21 protein-coding genes are annotated in these 21,653 nt (G+C 71.1%); 12 read left to right on the forward strand and 9 right to left on the reverse strand.

What is annotated here, in order from left to right:
• Positions 1-127 precede the first annotated feature (127 nt).
• Positions 128-280, forward strand: a complete 153-nt coding sequence (locus FK530_RS25855; protein ID WP_158645100.1) for a hypothetical protein — start codon at positions 128-130, stop codon at positions 278-280.
• Positions 273-1,034, forward strand: a complete 762-nt coding sequence (locus FK530_RS13685) for an MTAP family purine nucleoside phosphorylase (protein ID WP_146487594.1) — start codon at positions 273-275, stop codon at positions 1,032-1,034. The genes FK530_RS25855 and FK530_RS13685 overlap by 8 nt, the downstream gene beginning before the upstream one ends.
• Before the next feature lie 72 nt (positions 1,035-1,106).
• On the opposite strand, the gene FK530_RS13690 is transcribed toward FK530_RS13685, so the two are convergent.
• From FK530_RS13690 to FK530_RS13720, 7 genes are all read right to left on the reverse strand, one after another.
• Entirely contained in the window at positions 1,107-1,928 is an 822-nt protein-coding gene (locus FK530_RS13690) for a bifunctional allantoicase/(S)-ureidoglycine aminohydrolase (protein WP_146487595.1), read from the reverse strand.
• Positions 1,925-3,196, reverse strand: a complete 1,272-nt coding sequence (locus FK530_RS13695) for a DUF6986 family protein (protein WP_146487596.1) — start codon at positions 3,194-3,196, stop codon at positions 1,925-1,927. The genes FK530_RS13690 and FK530_RS13695 overlap by 4 nt, the downstream gene beginning before the upstream one ends.
• A 105-nt stretch (positions 3,197-3,301) precedes the next feature.
• Positions 3,302-4,585 (reverse strand): guanine deaminase, encoded by a 1,284-nt coding sequence (gene guaD / locus FK530_RS13700; protein WP_146487597.1) that lies wholly within the window; start codon positions 4,583-4,585, stop codon positions 3,302-3,304.
• Positions 4,582-5,391: a xanthine dehydrogenase accessory protein XdhC gene (gene xdhC / locus FK530_RS13705; RefSeq protein WP_146487598.1), complete on the reverse strand. Its 810-nt coding sequence runs from the start codon at positions 5,389-5,391 to the stop codon at positions 4,582-4,584. The genes guaD and xdhC overlap by 4 nt, the downstream gene beginning before the upstream one ends.
• 7 nt (positions 5,392-5,398) lie before the next feature.
• Positions 5,399-7,843 (reverse strand): xanthine dehydrogenase molybdopterin binding subunit, encoded by a 2,445-nt coding sequence (xdhB, locus tag FK530_RS13710; protein WP_146487599.1) that lies wholly within the window; start codon positions 7,841-7,843, stop codon positions 5,399-5,401.
• Positions 7,840-9,288, reverse strand: coding sequence for a xanthine dehydrogenase small subunit (locus FK530_RS13715; RefSeq protein ID WP_231706631.1), 1,449 nt, complete (start codon positions 9,286-9,288; stop codon positions 7,840-7,842). Before FK530_RS13715 ends, xdhB begins: the two co-directional genes overlap by 4 nt.
• 242 nt (positions 9,289-9,530) lie before the next feature.
• Positions 9,531-11,039 carry an NCS2 family permease gene (locus FK530_RS13720; protein ID WP_146487601.1) on the reverse strand — a complete coding sequence of 503 codons (1,509 nt, stop codon included), beginning with the start codon at positions 11,037-11,039 and terminating at the stop codon, positions 9,531-9,533.
• A gap of 460 nt (positions 11,040-11,499) precedes the next feature.
• Between FK530_RS13720 and FK530_RS13725 the strand changes: the two genes are divergently transcribed.
• Positions 11,500-12,264 (forward strand): IclR family transcriptional regulator, encoded by a 765-nt coding sequence (locus tag FK530_RS13725; RefSeq protein WP_146487602.1) that lies wholly within the window; start codon positions 11,500-11,502, stop codon positions 12,262-12,264.
• Between the two features lie 9 nt (positions 12,265-12,273).
• On the opposite strand, the gene FK530_RS13730 is transcribed toward FK530_RS13725, so the two are convergent.
• Complete coding sequence (locus tag FK530_RS13730) at positions 12,274-14,544, reverse strand: enterochelin esterase domain-containing protein (RefSeq protein WP_146487603.1); 2,271 nt, start codon at positions 14,542-14,544, stop codon at positions 12,274-12,276.
• Positions 14,545-14,601: 57 nt separating this feature from the next.
• On the opposite strand from FK530_RS13730, the gene hisH reads away from it, so the two are divergent.
• The 7 genes from hisH to FK530_RS13765 are packed head-to-tail and all read left to right on the forward strand — an operon-like array spanning position 14,602 to position 18,850.
• Positions 14,602-15,231 carry an imidazole glycerol phosphate synthase subunit HisH gene (hisH, locus tag FK530_RS13735; protein WP_146487604.1) on the forward strand — a complete coding sequence of 210 codons (630 nt, stop codon included), beginning with the start codon at positions 14,602-14,604 and terminating at the stop codon, positions 15,229-15,231.
• Entirely contained in the window at positions 15,228-15,482 is a 255-nt protein-coding gene (locus tag FK530_RS13740; RefSeq protein WP_146487605.1) for a hypothetical protein, read from the forward strand. The genes hisH and FK530_RS13740 overlap by 4 nt, the downstream gene beginning before the upstream one ends.
• Before the next feature lie 9 nt (positions 15,483-15,491).
• The gene (gene priA / locus FK530_RS13745; RefSeq protein WP_146487606.1) at positions 15,492-16,229 is read left to right on the forward strand and encodes a bifunctional 1-(5-phosphoribosyl)-5-((5-phosphoribosylamino)methylideneamino)imidazole-4-carboxamide isomerase/phosphoribosylanthranilate isomerase PriA; all 738 of its coding nucleotides are present in this window, start codon (positions 15,492-15,494) and stop codon (positions 16,227-16,229) included.
• A complete protein-coding gene (locus FK530_RS13750; protein ID WP_146487607.1) occupies positions 16,226-17,089 on the forward strand; it encodes an inositol monophosphatase family protein in 864 nt (287 codons plus the stop codon). Before priA ends, FK530_RS13750 begins: the two co-directional genes overlap by 4 nt.
• A gap of 25 nt (positions 17,090-17,114) precedes the next feature.
• A complete protein-coding gene (gene hisF / locus FK530_RS13755; protein ID WP_146487608.1) occupies positions 17,115-17,891 on the forward strand; it encodes an imidazole glycerol phosphate synthase subunit HisF in 777 nt (258 codons plus the stop codon).
• Positions 17,888-18,232 (forward strand): phosphoribosyl-AMP cyclohydrolase, encoded by a 345-nt coding sequence (hisI, locus tag FK530_RS13760; protein ID WP_146487609.1) that lies wholly within the window; start codon positions 17,888-17,890, stop codon positions 18,230-18,232. Before hisF ends, hisI begins: the two co-directional genes overlap by 4 nt.
• Before the next feature lie 54 nt (positions 18,233-18,286).
• The gene (locus FK530_RS13765; protein WP_146487610.1) at positions 18,287-18,850 is read left to right on the forward strand and encodes a hypothetical protein; all 564 of its coding nucleotides are present in this window, start codon (positions 18,287-18,289) and stop codon (positions 18,848-18,850) included.
• A 16-nt stretch (positions 18,851-18,866) separates the two neighbouring features.
• Here FK530_RS13765 and FK530_RS13770 read toward each other — a convergent pair whose 3' ends face one another.
• Positions 18,867-19,325: a peroxiredoxin family protein gene (locus FK530_RS13770; protein WP_146487611.1), complete on the reverse strand. Its 459-nt coding sequence runs from the start codon at positions 19,323-19,325 to the stop codon at positions 18,867-18,869.
• Positions 19,326-19,362: 37 nt separating this feature from the next.
• Here FK530_RS13770 and FK530_RS13775 point away from each other — a divergent pair, with 37 nt between their 5' ends.
• Both FK530_RS13775 and FK530_RS13780 read left to right on the forward strand, forming a co-directional pair.
• Positions 19,363-20,919 (forward strand): anthranilate synthase component I, encoded by a 1,557-nt coding sequence (locus tag FK530_RS13775; RefSeq protein ID WP_146487612.1) that lies wholly within the window; start codon positions 19,363-19,365, stop codon positions 20,917-20,919.
• Entirely contained in the window at positions 20,916-21,617 is a 702-nt protein-coding gene (locus FK530_RS13780; protein ID WP_146487613.1) for a TIGR02234 family membrane protein, read from the forward strand. Before FK530_RS13775 ends, FK530_RS13780 begins: the two co-directional genes overlap by 4 nt.
• The last annotated feature ends 36 nt before the right edge of the window (positions 21,618-21,653 follow it).

Raw genomic sequence — 21,653 nt, forward strand, 5'->3', positions numbered from 1 at the left:
CTCGGAAACGATGTTCACGAGCAACCATCAGGTGGGGCCAGATCAAACCGTCGCAACACCACCGGCGAGTCGCAAACGGGGCCAGGTCTAGCCGTCGAGCCGGGGCCTCTTCAAGCTGTCATAGCCAATGAAGGCGGTACTCGAAGGCACTCTCGTCGTCGACGATCCCGACGACGTGCGCACGCACCCCGGGCACGGCACGGCCGCGTTCCCGCCCCGTGCGTCCGACGTCCCGACCACACCCGCCGGAGCCGACGCCGAAGGAGCGCGGAATGTCTGATCACGCCACGCAGCGCGGGGGTGACGCGACCGTCGCGATCCTCGGCAGCTGGGGGTACTACGGCCTGCTCGACGACGCGCGGTCCTACCCCGTGGAGACCCCCTACGGTGCCCCCTCGGACGATGTGGTGATCGGGACCGCGCACGGCCGGCGGGTCGCCTATCTCACCCGGTCGGGACGCGAGCGGAACATCCCGCCGCACAGGATCAATCACCGGGCGAACATCTGGGCGCTCCATCACCTCGGTGTGCGCCACATCCTCGCCGCGACCCCCGCCGGTGCCTTCGATCCCGGCGTCGGGGTCGGCACCGTCGTCGTGCCGGACCAGTTGGTCGACCGAACGGGCCGCACCGACGACACCTTCCACGACGACGAGGACGTGCGCGTCTCCTTCGCACGGCCCTTCGCCGAGAGGACCCGCGCCGCGGCGATCGACGCGTTGCGCGACCAGCGCTGGGTGGTGGCAGACGGCGGCGTCGTCGTGGTCATCCGCGGCCCGCGTTTCTCGACCGCGGCCGAATCCCGCTGGTACGCGGCGCAGGGGTGGGACGTCGTATCGACCGCGCCCTATCCGGAGGCGGCGCTGGCCCGCGAGCTCGACATGGGGTACGCCTGCGTAGCGCTGGTCACCGACCACGACGTCATCGCCGAAACGCCATGGCCCGTCAGCCAGGAGCGCGTGCAGGACGAGCTCGATGCGAACACTCTGCGGCTGCGCGAGGCGCTCATCCGCGCCGCCGCCGCGCTGTCCTGACGGGGCGAGTCCCCGCCCGTACGACGACGTGCCCCTCCCGGATCCCGGGAGGGGCACTCGCACGGTGGAGCGTCAGAGGACGATCTGGCGGTTCACGTCCTTGTACAGCAGGTACCGGAAGTTCGACGGTCCGCCGGCGTAGCAGGCCTGGGGGCAGAAGGCGCGCAGTGACATGTAGTCGCCCTCCTGGACCTCGACCCAGTCACCGTTGAGGCGGTACACCGCCTTGCCCTCGAGGACGTAGAGGCCGTGCTCCATGACGTGCGTCTCGGCGAACGGGATCGACGCGCCCGGTACGAAGGTCACGATGTTGCAATGCATGTCGTACGCGAGATCCTGCGGATCCAGGATCCGGGTCGTGCGCCACTTGTTGTCGGTGCCCGGCATCGGCGACGGCTCGATGTCGCGCTCGTTGCCGACCGCGGTCCGCGGGGTGTAGCCGGCGAGCGGCTCGTAGCGCTTGCGGATCCACTGGAAGACGGCGGCGCCGTCGGACGTGTTCGCCACGGACCAGGGCGTCCCGGCCGGGATGTAGGCGTAGCCGCCCGACGTGAGCGAGTGCGTCGTGCCGTCGATGGTCACCTCGAGCTCGCCCTGCGTCAGCAGCAGGAAGCTCTGGACCTCGGGCTGGGGCTCCGGCGCGTCCGAACCGCCGCCGGCCCCCACCTCGACGATGGACTGCGCGAAGGTCGTCGCCCCGCCGGCCACCGGCCGGTTGAGCACCCACGCCCGGGTGTTCGTCCATCCCGGGAAGACCGAGGTCACGATGTCGCGCATGACGCCGCGCGGAATCACGGTGTACGCCTCGGTCACGATGGCGCGGTCGGTGAGCAGGTCCGTCTGCGGCGGGTGGCCGCCCTGCGGCGAGTAGTAGACGGGTGCGGACGAGCTCATCGGGTCTCCTCGTGGGGGGTGGTGGAGCGGTTCAGGGCGAGATCGCGGACCGTGTCGACGGTGACCTCGGCCGCGGCGCGGACCTCGGTGTCGGTGAGCGCCCCGCATGTCACGCCGCGGTGGATGAAGGATGCGAGTGCCCGGGCGGTGGCGGGCTCGTCGAGGATCGCGGAGTCGATGCGGTGCACGTAGTTGCGCAGCCGCGTCGCCGCGGCCGGGAAACCGTCGCGGTAGAAGGCGTAGGTCGCGAGGAAGCGCGTGACCAATTGGGCGGGATGCAGGTCCCAGCCCTGGTAGATGCCGCGTTCGAGGTGCCGGCGTACGAGGCGCGCGTGGAGCCGCCACGCCTCGGCGACGTGGACGGGATCGCCGACCGGCAGGATGTTCGTGGAGCCGTCGGACATGTGCACGCCCGTGCCGGCGATCGCGAGCTGCATGATGTTCTTGGCGTGATCCGCCGCCGGGTGCTCCATCGACTGGTACTGCGCGGCGATGCCGAGCGAGGCCGAGTAGTCGTAGGTGCCGTAGTGCAGCGACGTGACGCGGCGGTCGGCGGCGTGCAGGAGAGTCGCGACCGGCGCCGTGCCATCGGCACCGAGGATGACCTGTGGGGTCTCGACCTGCACTTCGAAGCGCACCCGGCGCTCGTCGAGTCCGAGCGCGCTCTCCAGTGCGCGGCTCGCGTCGACCATCGCCTCGACCTGGCCGACAGTGGTGACCTTCGGCAGTGTGATGGTCAGCCCCGCGGGGAGCGGCCCGGCCGCAGCGAGGCCGCTCACGAACAGGTCGAGCGTCCGCAGGCCGCGGGCGCGCACCGGTGCCTCGAAACACTTGAACCGGATGCCGACGAAGGGCGGAGCCGAGCCCGCGCGGACGGCGGCCGACACCGCCTCGACGGCACGCGCGACATCGGCGTCCTCCGCGGCGTCACCGCGGTCACCGTAGCCGTCCTCGAAGTCCAGACGCAGGTCCTCGATCGGTTCGTCGTTCAGCTTGCGCCGTACCAGGTCCGGGAGATCCGGATCGTTGAGGCCCAGGGCGCGCGCCACCTCGGCCAGCCCGCCCGCGGCGTCCGCCGCCGCAAGGGCCTGTTCGCCCCATTCCCGCGCGGTCGCCGGGGTGTACCGGTCCGCGGGAAGGTAGACGGTGTGCACGGGCTGGCGGCGTCCGTCGTCGCCCGGGTAGTCGCGCGCCAGCAGATCATCGGTGGCGGCCAGCCGACGCTCGATCGCGGCCAGGGCGTCGTCGGTGAGCGAGCGGCTGGGCATGGGACCTCCGTCTAGGCTAATGGAAAAGTAATTCCGTATGGTGGAGTCTACGCCGATTCGATGCTCCGCACAAGGAATTCGCGACGCGGTCCCGTCGGATGAGGGCTAGGCGGACACCTCGTCGCCGCCGATCCAGACGCGCGCCACGTCGGCGGGCGTCGCCAGCGAGAAGATCTTCGCGAGAGCGTTCTCCGCCGACTCGGCGTGCCGGAGGCCCACGTCCAGCGGATGCCCCTCCGTCGGCCGGATCAGGAGCGCGTCGAACTGGCGTCCGACGGACAGGTCGCCCACCTCGTCGAGTCCGAGCGCGGTCGCGCCGGCACGTGTCGCCAGGTGCAGCAGGTGCGCCGCGGTGAGTGGGACGCCGTCGGCCTGCAGGAGCTGCTGCATGAAATAGGCCTGGAGACCCTCTTTGAAGAGGGAGAAGCCGCTGCCGGCGCCGACGTCGGTACCCAGGGCGACGGTGACGCCGTGGTCGAGGTGGCGCCGCAGCGGGAAGGACCCACTGGCCAGGGCCGAGTTCGAGGTGGGGCAGTGGGCCACCGAGGCCCCGGCGGACGCCATCAGTGCGAGTTCGGAATCGGTCGGATGCGCGTTGTGCGCGAGCACGGAACGCTCGTGGATCAGGCCGTGACGATGGTAGGTGTCGAGGTAGTGGGCCGACCCCGGGAACTGGTCGATGACCGCCGCGATCTCCGCGGGATTCTCGTTGATGTGCGAGGTGAACCAGAGGCCGGGGACGTCCGCCGCGAGCGCTGCGCCGCTCTCGAGCATCTCGGGCGATGTCGAGTACGAGAAGCGAGGGGTCACGGCGTAGCGGAGGCGCCGGTGGCCGTGCCAGCGCTCCGCGAGTTTGCGCCCCTCGTCGTACGACCTCGCCGGGGTGCTGAGCAGGGGCTCCGGGAGGTTGCGGTCGCTGGTCACGAGCCCCGCCGTGACTCGCACCCCCACCCGGTCGGCTTCGGTGAACAGCGCATCGACGGCGTCGGAGAAGTGCGAGCCGAAGACCAGGGCCGTCGTGGTGCCCGCGGCGGTGAGTCCCGTGAGGAACTCGCGCGCCACCGAGCGGGCGTACTCGGCGTCCGCCAGCCTGCATTCCTCGGGTAGCGCGCACCGGTCGAGCCAGTCCAGCAGCGGCATGCCGAGCCCGCCGATGGCCCGGATCTGCGGGTAGTGCACGTGCGTGTCCACCATGCCGGGCAGGAGGACGCCGTCGCGCAGGTCGACCACCTCGTCGTCGGGCCGGCGTTCGGCGATCGTGCGGAAGTCGCCGCGCTCGGCGATGGTGCCCGCCTCGACCGCGATTCCTGCGTCGTCGTGCGCCCGCAGTTCGCCTCCGGTGAAGGGATTGTCGGGCGTGTCCAGGACACGACAGCGGTAGATGGTCATGAGGGGTCTCCTTGTACGGCCGAGGGGAAGCGGGCGAGCAGGTCGGCGGCCACGCTCACGGCGATGGTCGCCGGGTGCTTGCCACTGAGGGTGCTCAGCCCGATGGGTGATTGGATGGTGTCGATGGTCGCGGCGTCGTGCCCGGACTCGGCGAGCATCGTGCGGAAGCGAGCCCACTTGGCCGAGGAACCGATCAGCCCGACGCTGCCCAGGCCGGGTGTGCGCAGGACCTGATCGCAGAGGCTGAAGTCCTCGGCGTGGTCGTGGGTCATGATCAGGACGTGGGCGCCCGGCGGCAGGTCCTCGAGGATCTCCTCGGGAAGCACCGAATGGTGCAGGTGCACCGTCGCCTCGCCGGGCTCCAGAGCGCGCGCCGCCTCGATCTGCTCGGGGCGCGAATCCGTGAGGTGGAGCTCGATGTCGTGGCGGGACAGGATGCGCGCGAGTTCGAGGCCCACGTGTCCGACCCCGAAGATCGCGACCGCCGGTACCACCGGGAGCGGCTCGAACAAGAGAACCACCTCGCCTCCACAGCATTGCCGCCCGTGTCGATTCCGGGCCTTGTCGTTCAGTCGCAGGGTGAGGGTCTCCGGCACGGAGATCGCTTCCGCGAGCAGCTCGCGCGCCCGATCGACGGCCGTGAGTTCCAGGTTGCCGCCGCCGATCGTGCCGAGCACGGCGTCGGCGGTGGCGATCATCTTGGCGCCCGGCTCGCGTGGCGCGTGTCCGCGCACCCCGATCTGTGTGATCAGGACCGCGGGTACGCGGTGCCGGCGGAGGCGGGCGGCGTCGCCCAACCAGGTCATGGTGGGCTCAGCCGAGCGGTGCGGGGGCCGTTGCCGCCGAGGCGGTATCGGCCGCCGGTGCCCCGGTTGGAGGCCGACCGTTGCGGGACGGATCGTTCGGCTCCACGGGGTGCGCGGGCAACGCCGACCGCGCGGCCTCCAGCGCCCAGTAGACGGCCTCGGGCGTCGCCGGGGAGGCGAGCTCGACGGAGACCCCGGCCGGGCCGAAGGCCGCCGCCGCCTGGCGCAACGCCTCGCGGACCGAGAAGGCGAGCATGAGCGGCGGCTCGCCGACGGCCTTGGACCCGTAGACCGCCCCGTCCTCGTGAGCCTTGTCCAGCAATGAGACCCGGAAGTCCGGCGGCATCTCCGAAAAGCTCGGCAGCTTGTAGGTGCTGGCGGATTGTGTCAGCAGCCTGCCGCGGGTGGGGCGGTCGCTCTCGTCCCAGCGGAGGTCCTCCAGGGTGAGCCACCCCGCACCCTGTACGAAGCCGCCCTCGATCTGACCGATGTCGATCATCGGTGAGAGCGAGTCGCCCACGTCGTGCACGATGTCCACGCGCCGTAAGCGGTACGCACCGGTGAAGCCGTCGACCTCGACCTCGCTGGCGGCCACGCCGTAGGCGAAGTACTTGAAGGGCTCACCCTGCATCGCCTTCGCATCCCAGTGCAGGCCCTCCGTGCGGTAGTACCCCGAGGCGGAGAGTTGAACCCGCTGGAAGTACGCGGCGTGGACGACCTCCTCCCAGGTCAGCTTCTGGGCCGATGCGCCGAGGCCGCTGATCGTGCCGTCGCTGAACCGCACGTCCGCGGCGTTGGTGCCGATGAGCGATGCGGCGACCGCGGCGAGGCGATCGCGGATCTGTTCGCAGGCGTTCTTGACCGCGCCGCCGTTGAGGTCGGCGCCGGAACTGGCCGCCGTGGCGGAGGTGTTGGGCACCTTGTCCGTCCGGGTCGGCGCGAGCCGCACGCGCGCGAGTGGCACGCCGAGCGTCGTGGCGGCCACCTGCAGCATCTTCGTGTGCAGGCCCTGGCCCATCTCGGTACCGCCGTGGTTGATCAGGACCGATCCGTCCTTGTAGACGAGGACCAGTGCGCCGGCCTGGTTGAACGCGGTGAGGTTGAAGGAGATACCGAACTTCACCGGGGTCAGGGCGAGGGCCCGTTTGACGTTGGGATGCGCGGCGTTGAAGGCGGCGATCTCCGCCTCACGGGTCTCGACCTCTCCGGATTCCACGACCTGCTCCCACGCCGTGCGCACCCGATCGGCGTGGCGCACGGGCTGGCCGTACGGCGTGGTCTGGTCGTCGCCGTAGAAGTTGCGGCGCCGCAGCTCGCGCGCGGACACGCCGAGGCGCGGGGCGCAGGTGCCGAGGATGTCCTCGATGACGAGCATGCCCTGGGGGCCGCCGAAACCGCGGAACGCGGTCTGCGAGGTCTTGTGGCACTTCGCGATCCGCCCGTGGACCGCGATGTTCGGGATCCAGTAGGCGTTGTCGATGTGGCAGAGGGCCCGCGCCAGGACCGGCTCGGAGAGGTCCAGGCTCCACCCGCCGTCGGCGGTCAGGGTGGACTCGAGGGCGGTGATGAGCCCGTCGGCGTCGAAGCCGACGCGCCAGCTGGCGTGGAAGCCGTGCCGCTTGCCGGACATGGTCATGTCCTGGGTGCGATCCAGCCGAAGTCGTACCGGCCGGCCCGTCAGCGTGGCGCCCAGCGCGGCGATCGCGGCGAAGCCGTGTGGCTGCATCTCCTTGCCGCCGAAGGCCCCGCCCATGCGCAGGCACTGCACGGTGACGGCGTTGCTGGGGAGACCCAGCACGTGCGCCACGATGTCCTGCGTTTCCGACGGGTGCTGGGTACTGGACTGGACGAAGATCTGCCCGCTCTCGTCGACCTGCGCCAGAGACGCGTGCGTCTCCAAGTAGAAATGCTCCTGACCCGCGAACTCGAACTCGCCGGTGTACACGTGAGCGGCCTCGCGGAACCCGGTGTCGGGGTCGCCGCGGCGGACCGTCGGACGGGCGCCGTGGAAGCTCTCCGCGGCGATGGCGTCGCCGACCGAGACGAGGGAGGGGAGCGGCTCGAGCTCGAGTCGCACCGCCGCGGCGCCGAGCCGCGCGGCCTCGAGCGTCTCGCCGAGCACCCAGCACACCGCGTGTCCGTAGAACATCACCTCGTCCTCGGGGAACAGAGGTTCGTCGTGCTTGACCCCGGCGTCGTTCACGCCCGGGACGTCGGCCGCGGTGAGCACCCGGACGACCCCGGGGATGCGCAGAGCGGGCGCGGTGTCGATGGAGACGATCCGCGCGTGGGCGCAGTCGGACTGGACCGGGTGTGCGTGCAGCGCGCCGGGCGTGCGCCCGACGAGGTCGTCGGTGTACAGCGCCGCGCCGGTCACGTGCAGCATCGCGCTCTCGTGCGGGATCTCCTGCCCGACGACGGGATTCGTGGGACGTTCGGAAAGGTGGCTCATGACAGCTCCTCTCGGGCCTGGTCGTCGGCGAACAGCTTCTCGAGCGAGCGGCCCAGCATGGCCACCCGGTAGCGTCCGGAGGCCCGGTGGTCGTCCATCGGCGTTCCCTCGGCGCGCAGCACCTCGGCGGCCGCACGGACGGTGTCCTCGGACCAGGGCCGGCCGAGGAGTGCACGTTCGGTCGCGGTCGCCCGCAACGGGGTCGCGGCGACGCCGCCGAGCCCGATCGCTGCACGCGTGATCGTGCCGTGCTCCACCGTGAGGGCGAAGGCGACGGCGACGCTGGAGATGTCGTCGAAGCGCCGCTTGGCTATCTTGTGGAAGGCCGTGAGCGGGTTCAGCGGCAAGGGGATCCGGACGGCTTTGATGAGTTCGTCGGGGCGGCGCACTGTCGCGCGGTAGCCGGTGAAGTAGTCCGCGAGCGGGACGGTGCGCTCACCGTCGCGCGAGGCGAGGACCAGGCGGGCTTCCAGCGCCAGCAGCGCGGGTGGTGTGTCGCCGATCGGAGAGCCCGTTCCCAGGTTGCCGCCCAGCGTCGCGGCGTTGCGGATCAGGCGGGAGGCGAACTGCGGGAAGAGCTGGGCGAGGAGCGGCACGCGGCCGTCGAGGCGACGCTCGATCTCGGACAGCGTCAGCGCCGCACCGATCTCCAGTTCGTCGTGTGCCCAGCGCAGTTCGCGCAGCTCCGGCAAGCGGTCGATGGCGACGACGAGGGGCTCGCGTCGCCCCTTGAGGTTGACGTCGACACCGAAGTCGGTGGAACCGGCGACGAGGACGGGGGAGTCGTCGCCGGCGAGGAGATCGAGTACCTCGCTCAGGCCGGCGGGCCGGACGAACCGGCCCTGCGGGCCGGTGATCTCGGTGGGGGTCGCAGCGGGGGCCGCGGCGGTGCGACGGGCCGCGAGCGGATCATCGGGCGCGGGTTCGGAGGGAAGGCCGTACGCCGCGTCCCTGATCGGTCGATAGCCGGTGCAGCGGCACAGGTTCCCGGAGAGCGAGTGCAGGTCGAAGCCGTTCGGACCGTGCTCGTCGTCGTGGTCGCCGCACTCCCCGGCAGGGCCCCCGGACGGCGCCCGATCGGGGCGGTAGAACTCGGCGGCCATGCTGCAGATGAAGCCGGGCGTGCAGTAACCGCACTGGGAACCCCCGCGCAGCGCCATCGCGGTCTGGACCGGATGCGACTCGTCCGGCCCGCCGAGTCCCTCGGAGGTGACGACCTCCTGGTCGGCAAGGGCGGCGGCCGGCGTGAGGCAGGCGTTGATCGCGGTCCACCGGGTCCGGTCGTCCGGGGCCTCGGGATCCCCGGGGCGGGCGACGAGAATCGAGCAGGCGCCGCATTCCCCCTCGGCGCAGCCCTCCTTGGCCCCGGTGAGGCCCTGGTCGCGAAGCCAGTCGAGGGCACTCGTGTGCACCGGGCCGGTGAAGGGTCGGGATCGACCGTTCACGGTCACATGACATCCGGTCAGCGTTTCGGTCACCGCTGCATCCCTACTGAACCGCGGCACGCGGTTCCGACAGGCATGGTTTGCGAGGCTGAGCTGGACCGCTGGTTTTCCATGCGAACACGATCCAGTGCATTTCATGATAGGTGACGGGAGTCACATCGGGAAGGTCTTTTCGGAATATTCTTTCCGCATCACGGAGTTGTGCGGCGGAGGTGGATCCGGCCACGCTGCGCCGTTGCAGCTCAGCCGCTGATGAACGCGGTGATCGGCCCTCGGACGAAGTAGAGGATGAACCCGACCGAGACCGCCCACAGTAGCCAGTGCGCCTTCTGTCCGCGACCGCTGAGGACGCTCAGGAGTGCCCAGGTGATGAAGCCCACGCCGATGCCGTTCGCGATCGAATAGGTCAGGGGCATGGTGACGATGGTGAGGAAGGCGGGCAGGGCCACCGAGAAGTGGGTGAAGTCGATATCCCGGATCTGCGCCACCATCATCGATCCGACGACCACCAGCGCGGCCGCGCCCACCTCCATCGGGATCACCCCGATGAGCGGCGCGAAGAACATCGAGCCCAGGAAGAGCACGCCGGTCACGCAGGCTGCCAGGCCCGTGCGCGCGCCCTCCGCGATGCCCGACGCCGAGTCGACGAAAACGGTGTTCGACGAGCCGGAGGTGGCGCCGCCGGCGACCGCTCCCATGCCCTCGATCACGAAGGCGGAGCGGATCCGCGGGAAGGTGCCGTCGGCTTGGCCGACGCCGGCCTGGCGCGCGAGGCCCGTCATCGACCCCATGGCGTCGAAGAAGTTCGTGAAGACCAGTGTGAAGACCAGCATCGTCGCTGCCAGAGCGCCCACGCGCTCGAAGGCCCCGAACAGGTCGAACTGTCCGATCAGGCCGAAGTCGGGGAGCGCGACGATATGGCTGGGCAACTCGGGTGCGCTGAGATTCCAGCCCTTCGGGTCCGGATGGTTGGGGTCGCCGACCGTGCCGAGCTTCGCGAAGTGCTGGATCACGATCGCCGCAAGGGTCGCAACGATCATGCCGATGAGGATGGCGCCGGGGACGCGGCGCGAGACCAGCACCGCGATGAGCAGCAGCGCGAAGATGAAGACGGCCGTGGGCAGCGCGTCGATCGAGCCGTCGTGGCCCAGTTGTACCGGTGGCCCGGCCGGCGTGCGCGTGACGAAACCCGAGTTCACGAAGCCGATGAAGGCGATGAGCAGGCCGATGCCGACGGTGATGGCGGTCTTCAGCTCCGCGGGTACCGCGCGGAAGATCGCGGTCCGGATGCCGGTCGCACCCAGAACCACGATGATCACGCCGTTGATGATCACCAGGCCCATCGCCTCCGGCCAGGTCACGTCCTTGACCACCGCCACCGCGAGGAAGGAGTTCATCCCCAGGCCGGCGGCGAGCGCGAACGGGAGGCGTGCGACCAACCCGAAGAGGATCGTGATCACGCCCGCGGTCAGGCCCGTGACCGCCGTGACCTGCACGAATCCGAGGGTTCCCTGCGCGGCATCGGACGAGCTGCTCAGGATGAGCGGGTTCAGCACGACGATGTAGGCCATCGCGACGAAGGTGACGAGACCGCCGCGGATCTCGCGGGGGATCGTCGAGCCGCGGCGGGTGATCTCGAAGAAGCGATCCAGGAACGGCGTGCCCGCGGGATCCGGGCCGTCTTTCCGGTCGATGGCCACGGGGGGTGCGACGTGTTCGTCGGCCCCGTTCTGCTCTTGCTGGCTGGTCATGGTGGTCCTCTCGGTCCGAAACGCCGGGCGGGTGCCCGTCGCGTTCAGGCGCTCCGGGGAGCGACGGCGAAGTGGGGCTGATCGAAGGCGACGCGTGGTGGCTATCGCGTGGGGCTCCGCAGATCTGCGTTCCGCCCATCGGAAATGTGATTCCGATCACGTCGAGTGAAGCACGCGCTCCAGGGGCTGTCAAGCACATGTTCTCCGGGATTCTCGCCGACTTCCGCCGTGCGCCAACATGTACCAGCTGAACCCTCTGCACGGGGGCTGAGCTTCAGTGGGGCGATGGCCCGTGGGCGTGATTCCGTATCGTGGTAGCAGATTTTCAGTCATCAGGCGTGATTGAGGCGTGCTGTCGGCCGCGGATCGACCGCGATACCGCAATACGGAACACAAGATGGAATCAGCGCGTACTGTCGCGATTGGAACAGCAAACGACCAGACGTCCGGGGAGGCGATCATGGCGGGGAAGTCCACGTCCGGGGTGCAGTCGGTGGAGCGCGCCTTCGAACTGCTCGAACTCATGGGGCGCGCCGGAGGCGAATGCTCGCTCAGTGAACTGTCGGCGGGGACGCCGTTGCCGCCGCCCACGATCCACCGCCTGCTGCGCACCCTGGTGGGCATCGGCTACGTCCGCCAGCTGCCGAACCGGCGCTACGCACTCGGTCCGCGGCTGATCCGCCTCGGCGAGGTCGCGAACCGCCAACTCGGCGCCGTCGCGGTGCCGGTGCTGCAGTCCCTGGTCGACGAGCTCGAGGAGACCGCGAGTCTCGCGGTGCTCGACGGCGACATGGTGATCTACACCGGACAGGTGCCCTCGCAGCACAGCATGCGCACGAACAACGAGGCAGGCCGCCGCGTCAATCTGCACAACAGCGGTGTCGGCAAGGCCGTCCTCGCGGAGCTCGACGACGCCCGCATCGTCAAACTCGTGGGGCAGGCCGGGATCCCTGCGCCGACGCCCAACAGCGTGAGCACTCTCTCCGGCGTCTTCGCCGAGGTCGAGAAGGTCCGCGCGCGCGGCTACTCGATCGACGACGAGGAGCAGGAGGCGGGGGTGCGCTGCTACGCCATGGCGGTGCCGGGCGCGCCCACCCCGATGGCCGTCGGGATCTCGGGCCCCGTCTCCCGGCTGAGCGACGACTTCGTCGATCGCGCGATCCCCGCCCTGCAGCGCGCCACCGGGATCATCTCCGACGCCCTGATCGGCGCCCGCGAGATCTGATCGTCCTGCTCACTCGCCGCCGGAGCGACGGCTCTCCGAGGGGGCGGGTCGTCCGCCGCCCCAGAACACCCGGTCGAGTCGGGCTCGATCCGGGCCGCGCCGGCCGCCGCGCAGTCGGCGTACGACGCGGCTCAGACCGTGCCCGACGGGGCGCGCCACCGCGGGGAAGGACAGCGCGACGCCGGCGACGAGGAGGAGTGCCACCGCGCTGAAGCCGTACGTCTGCGTGAGGTGTTGACGACGATCCGCGGCGCGGGCGACTTCCATCCGCTCGTAGGTCATCGGATGTCCGAGCACCGGCACCCTGTTCCTCGTGTACGCCCGGAGTTCGCGGGGAGGTTCGCCGGCGCGCACGAGGTCCTCCCGCGTGCCGATCTCGCGGTGGTCGATGAGCAGGCACGTGTCCTGGCGCTCCATCAGTCGCCCGTCGCACCGCACCGGCCCCGAGGCGACCTCGACGTCCGCGTAGCCACGTGCGGCCAGGACGAGGAAGCCCGCCGTGCACGCCAGGAGGAAGCCCCGCCACAGGTACGTCGCGGCGGTGGACGGGGCGGGCGCGCCTTCGTGCGCGGAACCCCGGTCGACCGGGTGGTCGGACGGTCGCAGATCCTTCAGAAGGAGCGCGGCCCAATCGGTCTCGTCGTGGCCGCCCGTGAAGACGGTCTCGGTGACGGTGTGCCCACTCGCTCGCGCGGTGGCCGCGACCGCGGCGACGTTCGGGACCAGTTCGTCCTCGTACGAGCCCACCGCGAGGTGCAGCGCGAAGGGGGCTCCTGGCGTCGAGAGCAGGTCGTGCACCCATTGCTCGCGGCCCAACACGGACTCGGGGCGAGTGGTAAGGCCGGGGCGCCACCAGACGGAGGGGGAGTAGGCGAGGACGGTGTCGATGCGCCCGGGGTGCTCACAGGCGAGCGCGAGTGCCGCGATCGCGCCCATGCTCTGACCCGCCGCGAGCACCCGCCGCGGCGCGCCGGGAAGGAGCGCCAGGGCGGCCGGGAGCACCTCGTCGGCGACGGCCCTGCGCACCGCGTCCGAGCCGAGGAACCGCAGCCGCTCCGCGGGGCCGGTGGGGGAGTCGATCCCGAGGACGCACATGCGCGGGCCGCCGCCCCGCGATCGCCGGCGCTCGACCACGGCGGGCAGCCCGTGCCGGTCGATCCACGCGTCGGCGTCGAAGACGATCGCGAGCTCCACTTCGCCCTCGCCGGGCGGAACGAAGAGGCGGTAGCGCACCGCGGGGTCGCCCTCGGTCGTGCCGTCCAGGACCGGGGACGGCGCGTCGTGGAGCCCGAGCCAGGGCGAGAGATCGGGGGCGTCGGGACCGCGCAGGACCGACCCGAACGACGAATCCGCGGAGCGGTTGAGCGGATCCGGTACTGCGGCGCTCCGGATCGCGCGCCCGTCGACCGGACGCCCGTCGCGCACGCCGGGGGAATCGGCGCGGAACGGGAGGATGCGGTAGCCGGAGAGCACATCCCGCGGCAGCGTCAGCTCGACGAACCAGAGGTCGCCCGCCGGGCGGAGCCGCATCAGTCCGGCATCGACGCGGTGCTTGTCGGTGAGGCGGTTCGCCCAGAGGTACACGCCGACAGGGGGATTCGCTGCCTCGTGGCGCCAGACGAACAGGGCTCGCACGCGGGCGGGATCGCGGGGGTCCTCCGTGAGCAGCGGAGTGTCCAGCGACCGGAGGGCCCTGGTCTGCGATCGCGTGAGCGGCTCCGCGCCGTCGACGATCGCCCGGCGCAGGGCGTTCGCGGACTTCGCCGCGCCGGCGCGCGGTCGCCTCGATGTCAGTATCGCCATGGCACCGACGGCGAGGGCGAGGGTCGCGATGCCGACGGAGCCCGGGATCATCGCCGAGATCAGGTGGGCGCGCGTATTCCGTTGGAACGTGAGCCGGCGGTCGTAGTCGTAGGGGTAGGGCTTCTCCGTGAGGCCACCCCTCATCACGACCGCCGGGACGTCGACCGCCACGCCGGCGCGCGCGAGTAACTCGAACATCGGCTCGCCGCGATCTCCCCTGCCCCGACTGAGGATCGCCCAGCACGTGTCGCCGCGCTCCATCACCTGACCACCACAGGCGACGGGGGTGTCGGGAAGGCGGCTGTCCCGGGCGTACGAGGCCGCCGCGGTGACCGCGATCCACAGGAAGACGATGCCCACGATCGTCAGGATCGCCGGCGCAGCCTTTGCGCCGAGGCGCGCGTTCTCCCTCGCGAACTCGGCGCGATAGGCCTGCGCCTCCTCGCTGCCCTCGTCCGCCCTGTCGAACACCCCCACGCCGCCAGCGTAATACTGCGGTGCGGCCGCTGAGCGGGGCCGATTAGGCTGGACGGCATGAAGAAGGTGGCGATCCTCGACTACGGCTCCGGCAACATCCGGTCCGCGCATCGTGCGATGGAGCGGGCCGGCGCCGAGGTCACCGTGACCGCGGACGCAAAGACCGCGCTCGCCGCCGACGGGCTGCTCGTCCCCGGCGTCGGCGCCTACGAGGCCTGCATGGCGGGCCTGAAGGGCGTGCAGGGAGACCGGATCATCGGCGAGCGGCTCGCCGGTGGGCGACCGGTGATGGGCATCTGCGTGGGCATGCAGATCCTGTTCGAGAAGGGCATCGAGTTCGGCGTCGAGACCGACGGGTGCGGCGAGTGGCCCGGCACCGTCGAACGGTTGCAGGCGGAGGTGGTGCCGCACATGGGCTGGAACACCGTTCAGGCGGCAGAGGGCTCGAAGCTGTTCGCCGGCACCGACGCGGACACCCGGTACTACTTCGTGCACTCGTACGCCGCGCAGCGGTGGGAGCTCGACATCGCCGACCACATCCGCGCGCCGAAGGTGACGTGGGCCGACCACGGCGGGCCCTTCGTCGCGGCCGTGGAGAACGGTCCGCTGTGGGCGACGCAGTTCCACCCCGAGAAGAGCGGCGACGCGGGCGCGGTGCTGCTGAAGAACTGGGTGGACACGCTGTGAGCGGCAAGCGGAACCTGTCCCTCGGTCGGCTCGCGCTGTTCTCCCTCGGCGCCGCGGTCGCCGTTCTCGGACTCGCGGTGCTGCTGCTCAACGTGCTGCGGCCCAGCCCCGCCGTCGGGCTGCTCATCGTCGCGGTGGGGCTCGTCGGGGCGGTCGCCGCGATGGGGATCGTGTCGAACCGCATCGTCGGGCGGGCCGTGCAAGGGTCCCAGGAGCGGGAGCCCGGAAAGTCGGATGACACGACGCACTAGGCTGGTCGCGTGAGTCTGGTACTTCTTCCCGCAGTCGACGTCGCCGAGGGCAGGGCCGTGCGCCTCGTGCAGGGTGAGGCCGGTAGCGAGACGGCCTACGGGTCGCCGCGCGACGCCGCCCTCGCCTGGCAGAACGACGGGGCGGAGTGGGTCCACCTCGTCGACCTCGACGCCGCGTTCGGCAAGGGCAGCAACCGCGAGCTGCTGGCCGACGTCATCGGCGAGCTGGACGTCAAGGTCGAGTTGTCCGGCGGCATCCGCGACGACGACTCCCTCGCGGCGGCGCTGGCCACCGGCTGCGCCCGCGTGAACCTCGGCACCGCGGCCATCGAGAATCCCGAGTGGTGCGCGAGCGCCATCGCCCGCCACGGCGACAGGATCGCGGTCGGCCTGGACGTCAAGCAGCTCGACGGCCAGTGGCGGCTGCGCGGCCGTGGCTGGGTCACCGACGGTGGCGACCTCTGGGAAGTGCTCGAGCGCCTCAACCGCGACGGCTGCAGCAGGTACGTGGTCACGGATGTCTCCAAGGACGGCACGCTGACCGGCCCGAACCTCGACCTGTTGGCCGCCGTCGCCGCCGCGACGGACGCGCCCGTGGTCGCCTCCGGCGGCATCTCGGCGCTCGAGGACCTGACCGCCATCGCCACCCTCGTCGATCGCGGCGTCGATTCCGCCATCATCGGAAAGGCCCTCTACGCGGGCCGGTTCACCCTTCCCGAGGCCCTCGATGCGGTGTCGCGTCGATGACCGCCCTCCCTGCGGGATTCACGGACGACCCCGATCGGCTGCTCGCTCTCGCCGGCGCGGCACTCGATGCCGCCGCGCCCCGCTTCATCGAGGGTGTCGGCGCGCCCGCCTCCATCGCGAAGGGCCCGGCGGACTTCGCCACCGACCTCGATCTGGAACTGGAGCGGCGCATCACCGCCGCCGTCGCCGAGGCCACGGGCGTGCCGGTGCACGGCGAGGAGTACGGCGGCCCCGCCGTCGACGAGGGCACCGTGTGGGTGCTCGATCCCATCGACGGCACCTTCAACTACTCGGCGGGATACCCCGCCACGGGCACCCTCCTGGGGCTGCTCCACGACGGCCGCCCCGTCGCCGGTCTCGCATGGTTCCCCCTCGTCGGCGACGCCTTCGCCGGACACGTCGCGGGCCCCGTCCGCAACCGCGGCGAGATCCTGCCGTCCCTGGGCGAGGCCGGGCTCGACGACGCGATGATCGCCGTCGGCAGCTTCAGCCGCGGCAGCAACGGCCACTTCCCCGGCGACTACCGCTACGCCATCCTCGGCGAGGTGTCGCGGCGCGTCGCTCGCGTCCGGCAGTTCGGCTCGACGGGCGTCGACCTCGCCTACACGGCGTCCGGCGCCCTGGGCGGCGCCGTCGTCTTCGGTCACCACCCGTGGGACAACGCCGCGGGCGCCGCACTCGTGCTCGCGGCCGGTGGTCGCGTCACCGACCTGGCGGGCGACGACTGGCACGTCGGTTCGGATTCCGTGCTCGCGGGCGCCCCCGGCGTCTACGACGAACTGCTGTCCATCGTGCGGTCGGTCGGCGCACCGTCGGACTTCCGCGGCGACCCGGGCCATTCCGGAACCCTGAGCTACTAGAGACATTCGAAGGAGGCATCGACCGATGACGGTGGCCGTGCGCGTGATCCCGTGCCTGGACGTCGACGACGGGCGCGTCGTCAAAGGCGTCAACTTCCAGAACCTGCGCGACGCGGGCGACCCCGTCGAACTCGCCGCCGCGTACGACGCGCAGGGGGCCGACGAACTGACCTTCCTCGACGTGACCGCCTCGAGCTCGGGCCGCGGCACCATGCTCGAAGTGGTGCGCCGCACCGCCGAGCAGGTCTTCATCCCCCTCACCGTGGGCGGCGGCGTCCGCTCGGTCGAGGACGTCGACACCCTGCTCCGCGCCGGCGCGGACAAGGTCTCCGTCAACACGGCCGCGATCGTCCGGCCGGAGCTGCTCCGCGAGCTGTCCAACCGGTTCGGCAGCCAGTGCATCGTGCTCTCCGTCGACGCACGCACCGTCCCGGACGGCGAGGAGCCGACGGCATCCGGCTGGGAGGTGACGACGCACGGCGGCCGCAAGGGCACGGGCATCGACGCCATCGAATGGGCCCGGCGCGGTGAGGAACTCGGTGTGGGGGAGATCCTCCTCAACTCCATGGACGCCGACGGCACCAAAGCCGGATTCGACCTTCGGATGATCGCCGCGGCCCGTGCGGCCGTGCACATCCCGGTGATCGCCTCGGGCGGCGCGGGCACGAAGGAGCACTTCTCGCCCGCCGTGGAAGCAGGGGCCGACGCGGTGCTCGCCGCCAGTGTCTTCCATTTCGGCGACATGACTATCGGACAGGTCAAGGACGAGATGGCCGGGCACGGCCTGGTGGTGCGACGGTGACGGGCCTCGACGAGGCGATCGCCGCCCGCCTCAAGCGCAACGCCGACGGCCTCGTCGCCGCCATCGCCCAGGAGGAGGGCACCGGCGACGTGCTGATGATGGCGTGGATGAACGACGAGGCGCTCGCGCTCACACTGGCGACCCGTAAGGGCACGTACTACTCGCGCTCGCGGAAACAGCTGTGGGTCAAGGGCGAGACCTCGGGGCACGTGCAGGAGGTCCGCGACGTACGGCTCGACTGCGACGGCGACACCGTCCTGCTCACGGTCCGGCAGACCGGTCCCGCCTGCCACACGGGCACCCATACCTGCTTCGACGGGGACCTGCTGCTCGGACCGTGATCGTGATGAGCATTACCTAGATCTTCCTCAGTGAATCCGGTATTCATTATGTTCATGACTACCGTGACCCTTCTCCGCCGCTTCGCCGTCACCTCCGCGGCGGTGGCCGTGGCCGCCGCCGGCGTCGCCGCACCCGCTTCTGCCGCGCCCGCCCGTCTCAGCGCGGCGTCGCTCTCGTTCCCGACGTCCGCGCTGCCCGGCTGGACCATCAGCCCCGCGGACGCCGGCGGTGTGGGCCTGGCGCGGGCCCCGTTCGGGCCCTCGGGCACGACGTGGGCGTCGCAGGTCAGCATCGGCGACTTCGGGCGGTCCGGCCTGGACGTGAAGGCTCTCGCCAAGGCCTTCGCCGCGGAGATCGCCAAGGACGGTGGTTACAACGGCCACAACCCCCGGCTCGAGGGCCTCCAGGTCACCGATGCCCGGGTCTCCGGGATCCCGGCCGCTCGGGCGACCGCGAACATCGTTCTCCAGAACGCTCCCACCCGCGGCGAGCGGTTGCGGATCACCGTCGTCGACACGAATCCCGAGACCTACTTCGTCTCGCAGGTGCCGTTCGAGGCGCCGGACCGCCAGGCGCAGGCCGCAGCGGCCGAGTCGGGGCTGGTCGCCACCCGCTGAGCCCTGGGGGTCGCCGCTACGCGCTGAGCGTGCGGAGGAAGGCCAGCGTCTCCTCGACGTGCGCGACCGCGCGCAGCTCACCGACGACGATGTGCAGCACCGTCCCGTCGGTGTCGACGAGGAAGGTCTGTCGCCGCACCGGGGCCACCGCGAACCTGCCGCGCTTGACGTCGTACTCCGCGGAGACGGCACCGTCGGCGTCGGTGAGCAGCGGGAAACCCGGCTCCATCACGTCCGCGAAGGCCTGTGTCCGGACGAGCGGGTCCATGCTGATCCCGATGCGGGCGGTGCCGCGACGATCGAACTCCTCGCCCGCGTCGCGGAACCGGCCGACCTCGGCCACGCACACGGGTAGGCCGGCGGTGAGGTAGAAGAAGACCGCGGCGCGGCCGTCGCCGCGGAGCTCCGAGAGGGTGCGGACGGTGCCGGTGCGGTCGGGGAGTGCGAACTCGGGGGCCCGCTGGCCTATGCGCATGTCCGTGAACCTACCGGCGCTGGGATACTGAGAGACGATGAGTACCGCACAGCAGCCCGACCTGCAGCCCGACGGCGCGACCACCAGCCGGGACGAGTTCCTCGCGCTCGCGGAGCGGCACCGCGTGGTGCCCGTGATCCGGACGGTGCTCGCCGACGCCGAGACCCCGCTGTCGACCTACCGCAAGCTCGCCGGAGGTCGTCCCGGCACCTTCCTGCTCGAGTCCGCGGCCGCGGGGCAGTCGTGGAGCCGGTGGTCCTTCGTCGGTGCGCCGGCGCCCGCCGCGCTCACCGTCGTCGACGGTGCCGCGACCTGGATCGGGAAGGCGCCCGCCGGCGCACCGTCGGGCGGCGATCCGCTCGAGGCCCTGGGCGAGGTGCTGCGGCTGCTCAGTTCCGAGCGGATCGCCGGGCTGCCGCCGCTCAACGGCGGCATGGTCGGCTACCTCGCCTACGACGCGATCCGGCGCCTGGAGCGGCTGCCCGACACCACCGTCGACGACCTGCACCTCCCGGAGATGGTGTGGCTGCTGGCGACCGATCTGGCCGCGATCGACCACCACGAGGGCACCATCACGCTCATCGCCAACGCCGTGAACTGGGACGGCTCCGCGGACCGGGTCGATGAGGCCTACGCCGACGCGGTGCGCCGGCTCGACGCGATGGAGGCCGCCCTGGCCGCCCCGCTGGCCTCCTCGGTCGCCTCGTTCACGCGGCCCGAGCCCGAGTACACCGCGCAGCGCACCGTCGACGAGTACAGCGCGATCGTCGAGAAACTGGTCGGCGACATCGAGGCCGGCGAAGCCTTCCAGGTCGTGCCCTCGCAACGGTTCTCGGTGCCGAGCGACGCCGATCCCATCGACGTCTACCGCGTGCTCCGCGCGTCGAACCCGAGCCCGTACATGTACCTGGTCCAGGTCCCGGCGCCCGACGGCTCGGTCGCCTTCTCGATCGTCGGGTCCAGCCCCGAGGCGCTGGTCACCGTCTCCGACGGGACCGCCACCACCCATCCGATCGCGGGGACGCGGTGGCGTGGAGCCTCCGCCGAGGAGGACCTGCTGTTGGAGAAGGACCTGCAGGCCGACGAGAAGGAGAACAGCGAGCACCTCATGCTCGTCGACCTCGGCCGTAACGACCTCGGGCGCGTCTGCACGCCCGGCACGGTGCGGGTCACCGACTACCGGCGCATCGAGCGCTACAGCCACGTCATGCACCTGGTCTCCACCGTCTCCGGCGATCTCGCGCCCGGCAAGCAGGCCCTCGACGCGGTCGCCGCGTGCTTCCCCGCGGGCACCCTCACCGGCGCCCCCAAGGTGCGCGCCATGGAGCTCATCGACGAGGCCGAGCTGACCCGCCGTGGGCTGTACGGCGGCATCGTCGGCTACCTCGACTTCGCGGGTGACGCCGACACCGCCATCGCGATCCGCACCGCGGTGCTCAAGGGCGGCACCGCGTACGTCCAGGCCGGCGGCGGCGTCGTGGCCGACTCCGTCGGCGAGTACGAGTACAACGAGTCGCGCAACAAGGCCCTGGCCGCGCTCAAGGCCGTGGCCGCCGCGAACACGCTGCGCACCGTGGCGGGGGAGGACCGATGACCGCCAAACGGAACCTCGCGATCGCGTCCGTCCTGCTCGCCGCTGCGGCGGGCGCCGTCTGGGGATCGGGCCGGATGTCCTGGATGGGCGTCACGATCGCCGACGGCCTCTCTCCCGAACGCACCCTGGACGTCGCGGGGCACACCTGGGCGCCCGCGCTCTCAGCGCTGTGGCTGGTCTTCCTCGCCGCGATCGCGGCGGCCCTGGCCCTGAAGAACTGGGCGCGGGGCGTCGTCGCCGTGGTGGTGGCCGTCGCCGCGATCGGCGCCGCCTACCCTGCGGTGACCGTGCTGACGCAGGACCCCGACATCGGGTACCTCGAGAAGATCCTGCGCGACGCGCCGGCCAACGGCGATGCGGGCACGTCCGTCATGGGCAACAAGGACTACATCGCCCAGGTCGACCCGACGGCCGCCGGGCCGTCCGTCGCGTTGCTCGGGGCCCTGTTCGCCGTTCTCGCCGCGGCGCTCCTGATACGCGGATTGCGGGGCGGCGGCATGGGCTCGAAGTACGTCTCGCCCGCGGCGCGGCGCGCGGAACTCGAGCAGCGCGTCTTCGACGAGGCCGCCCAGGAGCCCGCCTCCGAGCGGGACCTGTGGGACGCGCTCGACGGTGGTGACGACCCGACCGAGGCGGGTGGCGCCCGTCCCGGCACGGGTGAGGGGGCCGGACCCGAGCACCCGCGGGCCGAGGGCTAATGTTGGTGCACGCTCCACGATCCAGGAAGGGCCCGC

The organism is Tsukamurella conjunctivitidis, assembly GCF_007858475.1.
Classification (GTDB): domain Bacteria; phylum Actinomycetota; class Actinomycetes; order Mycobacteriales; family Mycobacteriaceae; genus Tsukamurella; species Tsukamurella conjunctivitidis.

What these genes read in the sequence shown, in the direction of transcription:
- FK530_RS25855 (WP_158645100.1), top strand. Translation starts at nt 128, where the DNA reads ATGAAGGCGGTACTCGAAGGCACTCTCGTCGTCGACGATCCCGACGAC.
- FK530_RS13685 (WP_146487594.1), top strand. Translation starts at nt 273, where the DNA reads ATGTCTGATCACGCCACGCAGCGCGGGGGTGACGCGACCGTCGCGATC.
- FK530_RS13690 (WP_146487595.1), bottom strand. Translation starts at nt 1,928, where the DNA reads ATGAGCTCGTCCGCACCCGTCTACTACTCGCCGCAGGGCGGCCACCCG.
- FK530_RS13695 (WP_146487596.1), bottom strand. Translation starts at nt 3,196, where the DNA reads ATGCCCAGCCGCTCGCTCACCGACGACGCCCTGGCCGCGATCGAGCGT.
- guaD (WP_146487597.1), bottom strand. Translation starts at nt 4,585, where the DNA reads ATGACCATCTACCGCTGTCGTGTCCTGGACACGCCCGACAATCCCTTC.
- xdhC (WP_146487598.1), bottom strand. Translation starts at nt 5,391, where the DNA reads ATGACCTGGTTGGGCGACGCCGCCCGCCTCCGCCGGCACCGCGTACCC.
- xdhB (WP_146487599.1), bottom strand. Translation starts at nt 7,843, where the DNA reads ATGAGCCACCTTTCCGAACGTCCCACGAATCCCGTCGTCGGGCAGGAG.
- FK530_RS13720 (WP_146487601.1), bottom strand. Translation starts at nt 11,039, where the DNA reads ATGACCAGCCAGCAAGAGCAGAACGGGGCCGACGAACACGTCGCACCC.
- FK530_RS13725 (WP_146487602.1), top strand. Translation starts at nt 11,500, where the DNA reads ATGGCGGGGAAGTCCACGTCCGGGGTGCAGTCGGTGGAGCGCGCCTTC.
- hisH (WP_146487604.1), top strand. Translation starts at nt 14,602, where the DNA reads ATGAAGAAGGTGGCGATCCTCGACTACGGCTCCGGCAACATCCGGTCC.
- FK530_RS13750 (WP_146487607.1), top strand. Translation starts at nt 16,226, where the DNA reads ATGACCGCCCTCCCTGCGGGATTCACGGACGACCCCGATCGGCTGCTC.
- hisF (WP_146487608.1), top strand. Translation starts at nt 17,115, where the DNA reads ATGACGGTGGCCGTGCGCGTGATCCCGTGCCTGGACGTCGACGACGGG.
- FK530_RS13765 (WP_146487610.1), top strand. Translation starts at nt 18,287, where the DNA reads ATGACTACCGTGACCCTTCTCCGCCGCTTCGCCGTCACCTCCGCGGCG.
- FK530_RS13770 (WP_146487611.1), bottom strand. Translation starts at nt 19,325, where the DNA reads ATGCGCATAGGCCAGCGGGCCCCCGAGTTCGCACTCCCCGACCGCACC.
- FK530_RS13775 (WP_146487612.1), top strand. Translation starts at nt 19,363, where the DNA reads ATGAGTACCGCACAGCAGCCCGACCTGCAGCCCGACGGCGCGACCACC.
- FK530_RS13780 (WP_146487613.1), top strand. Translation starts at nt 20,916, where the DNA reads ATGACCGCCAAACGGAACCTCGCGATCGCGTCCGTCCTGCTCGCCGCT.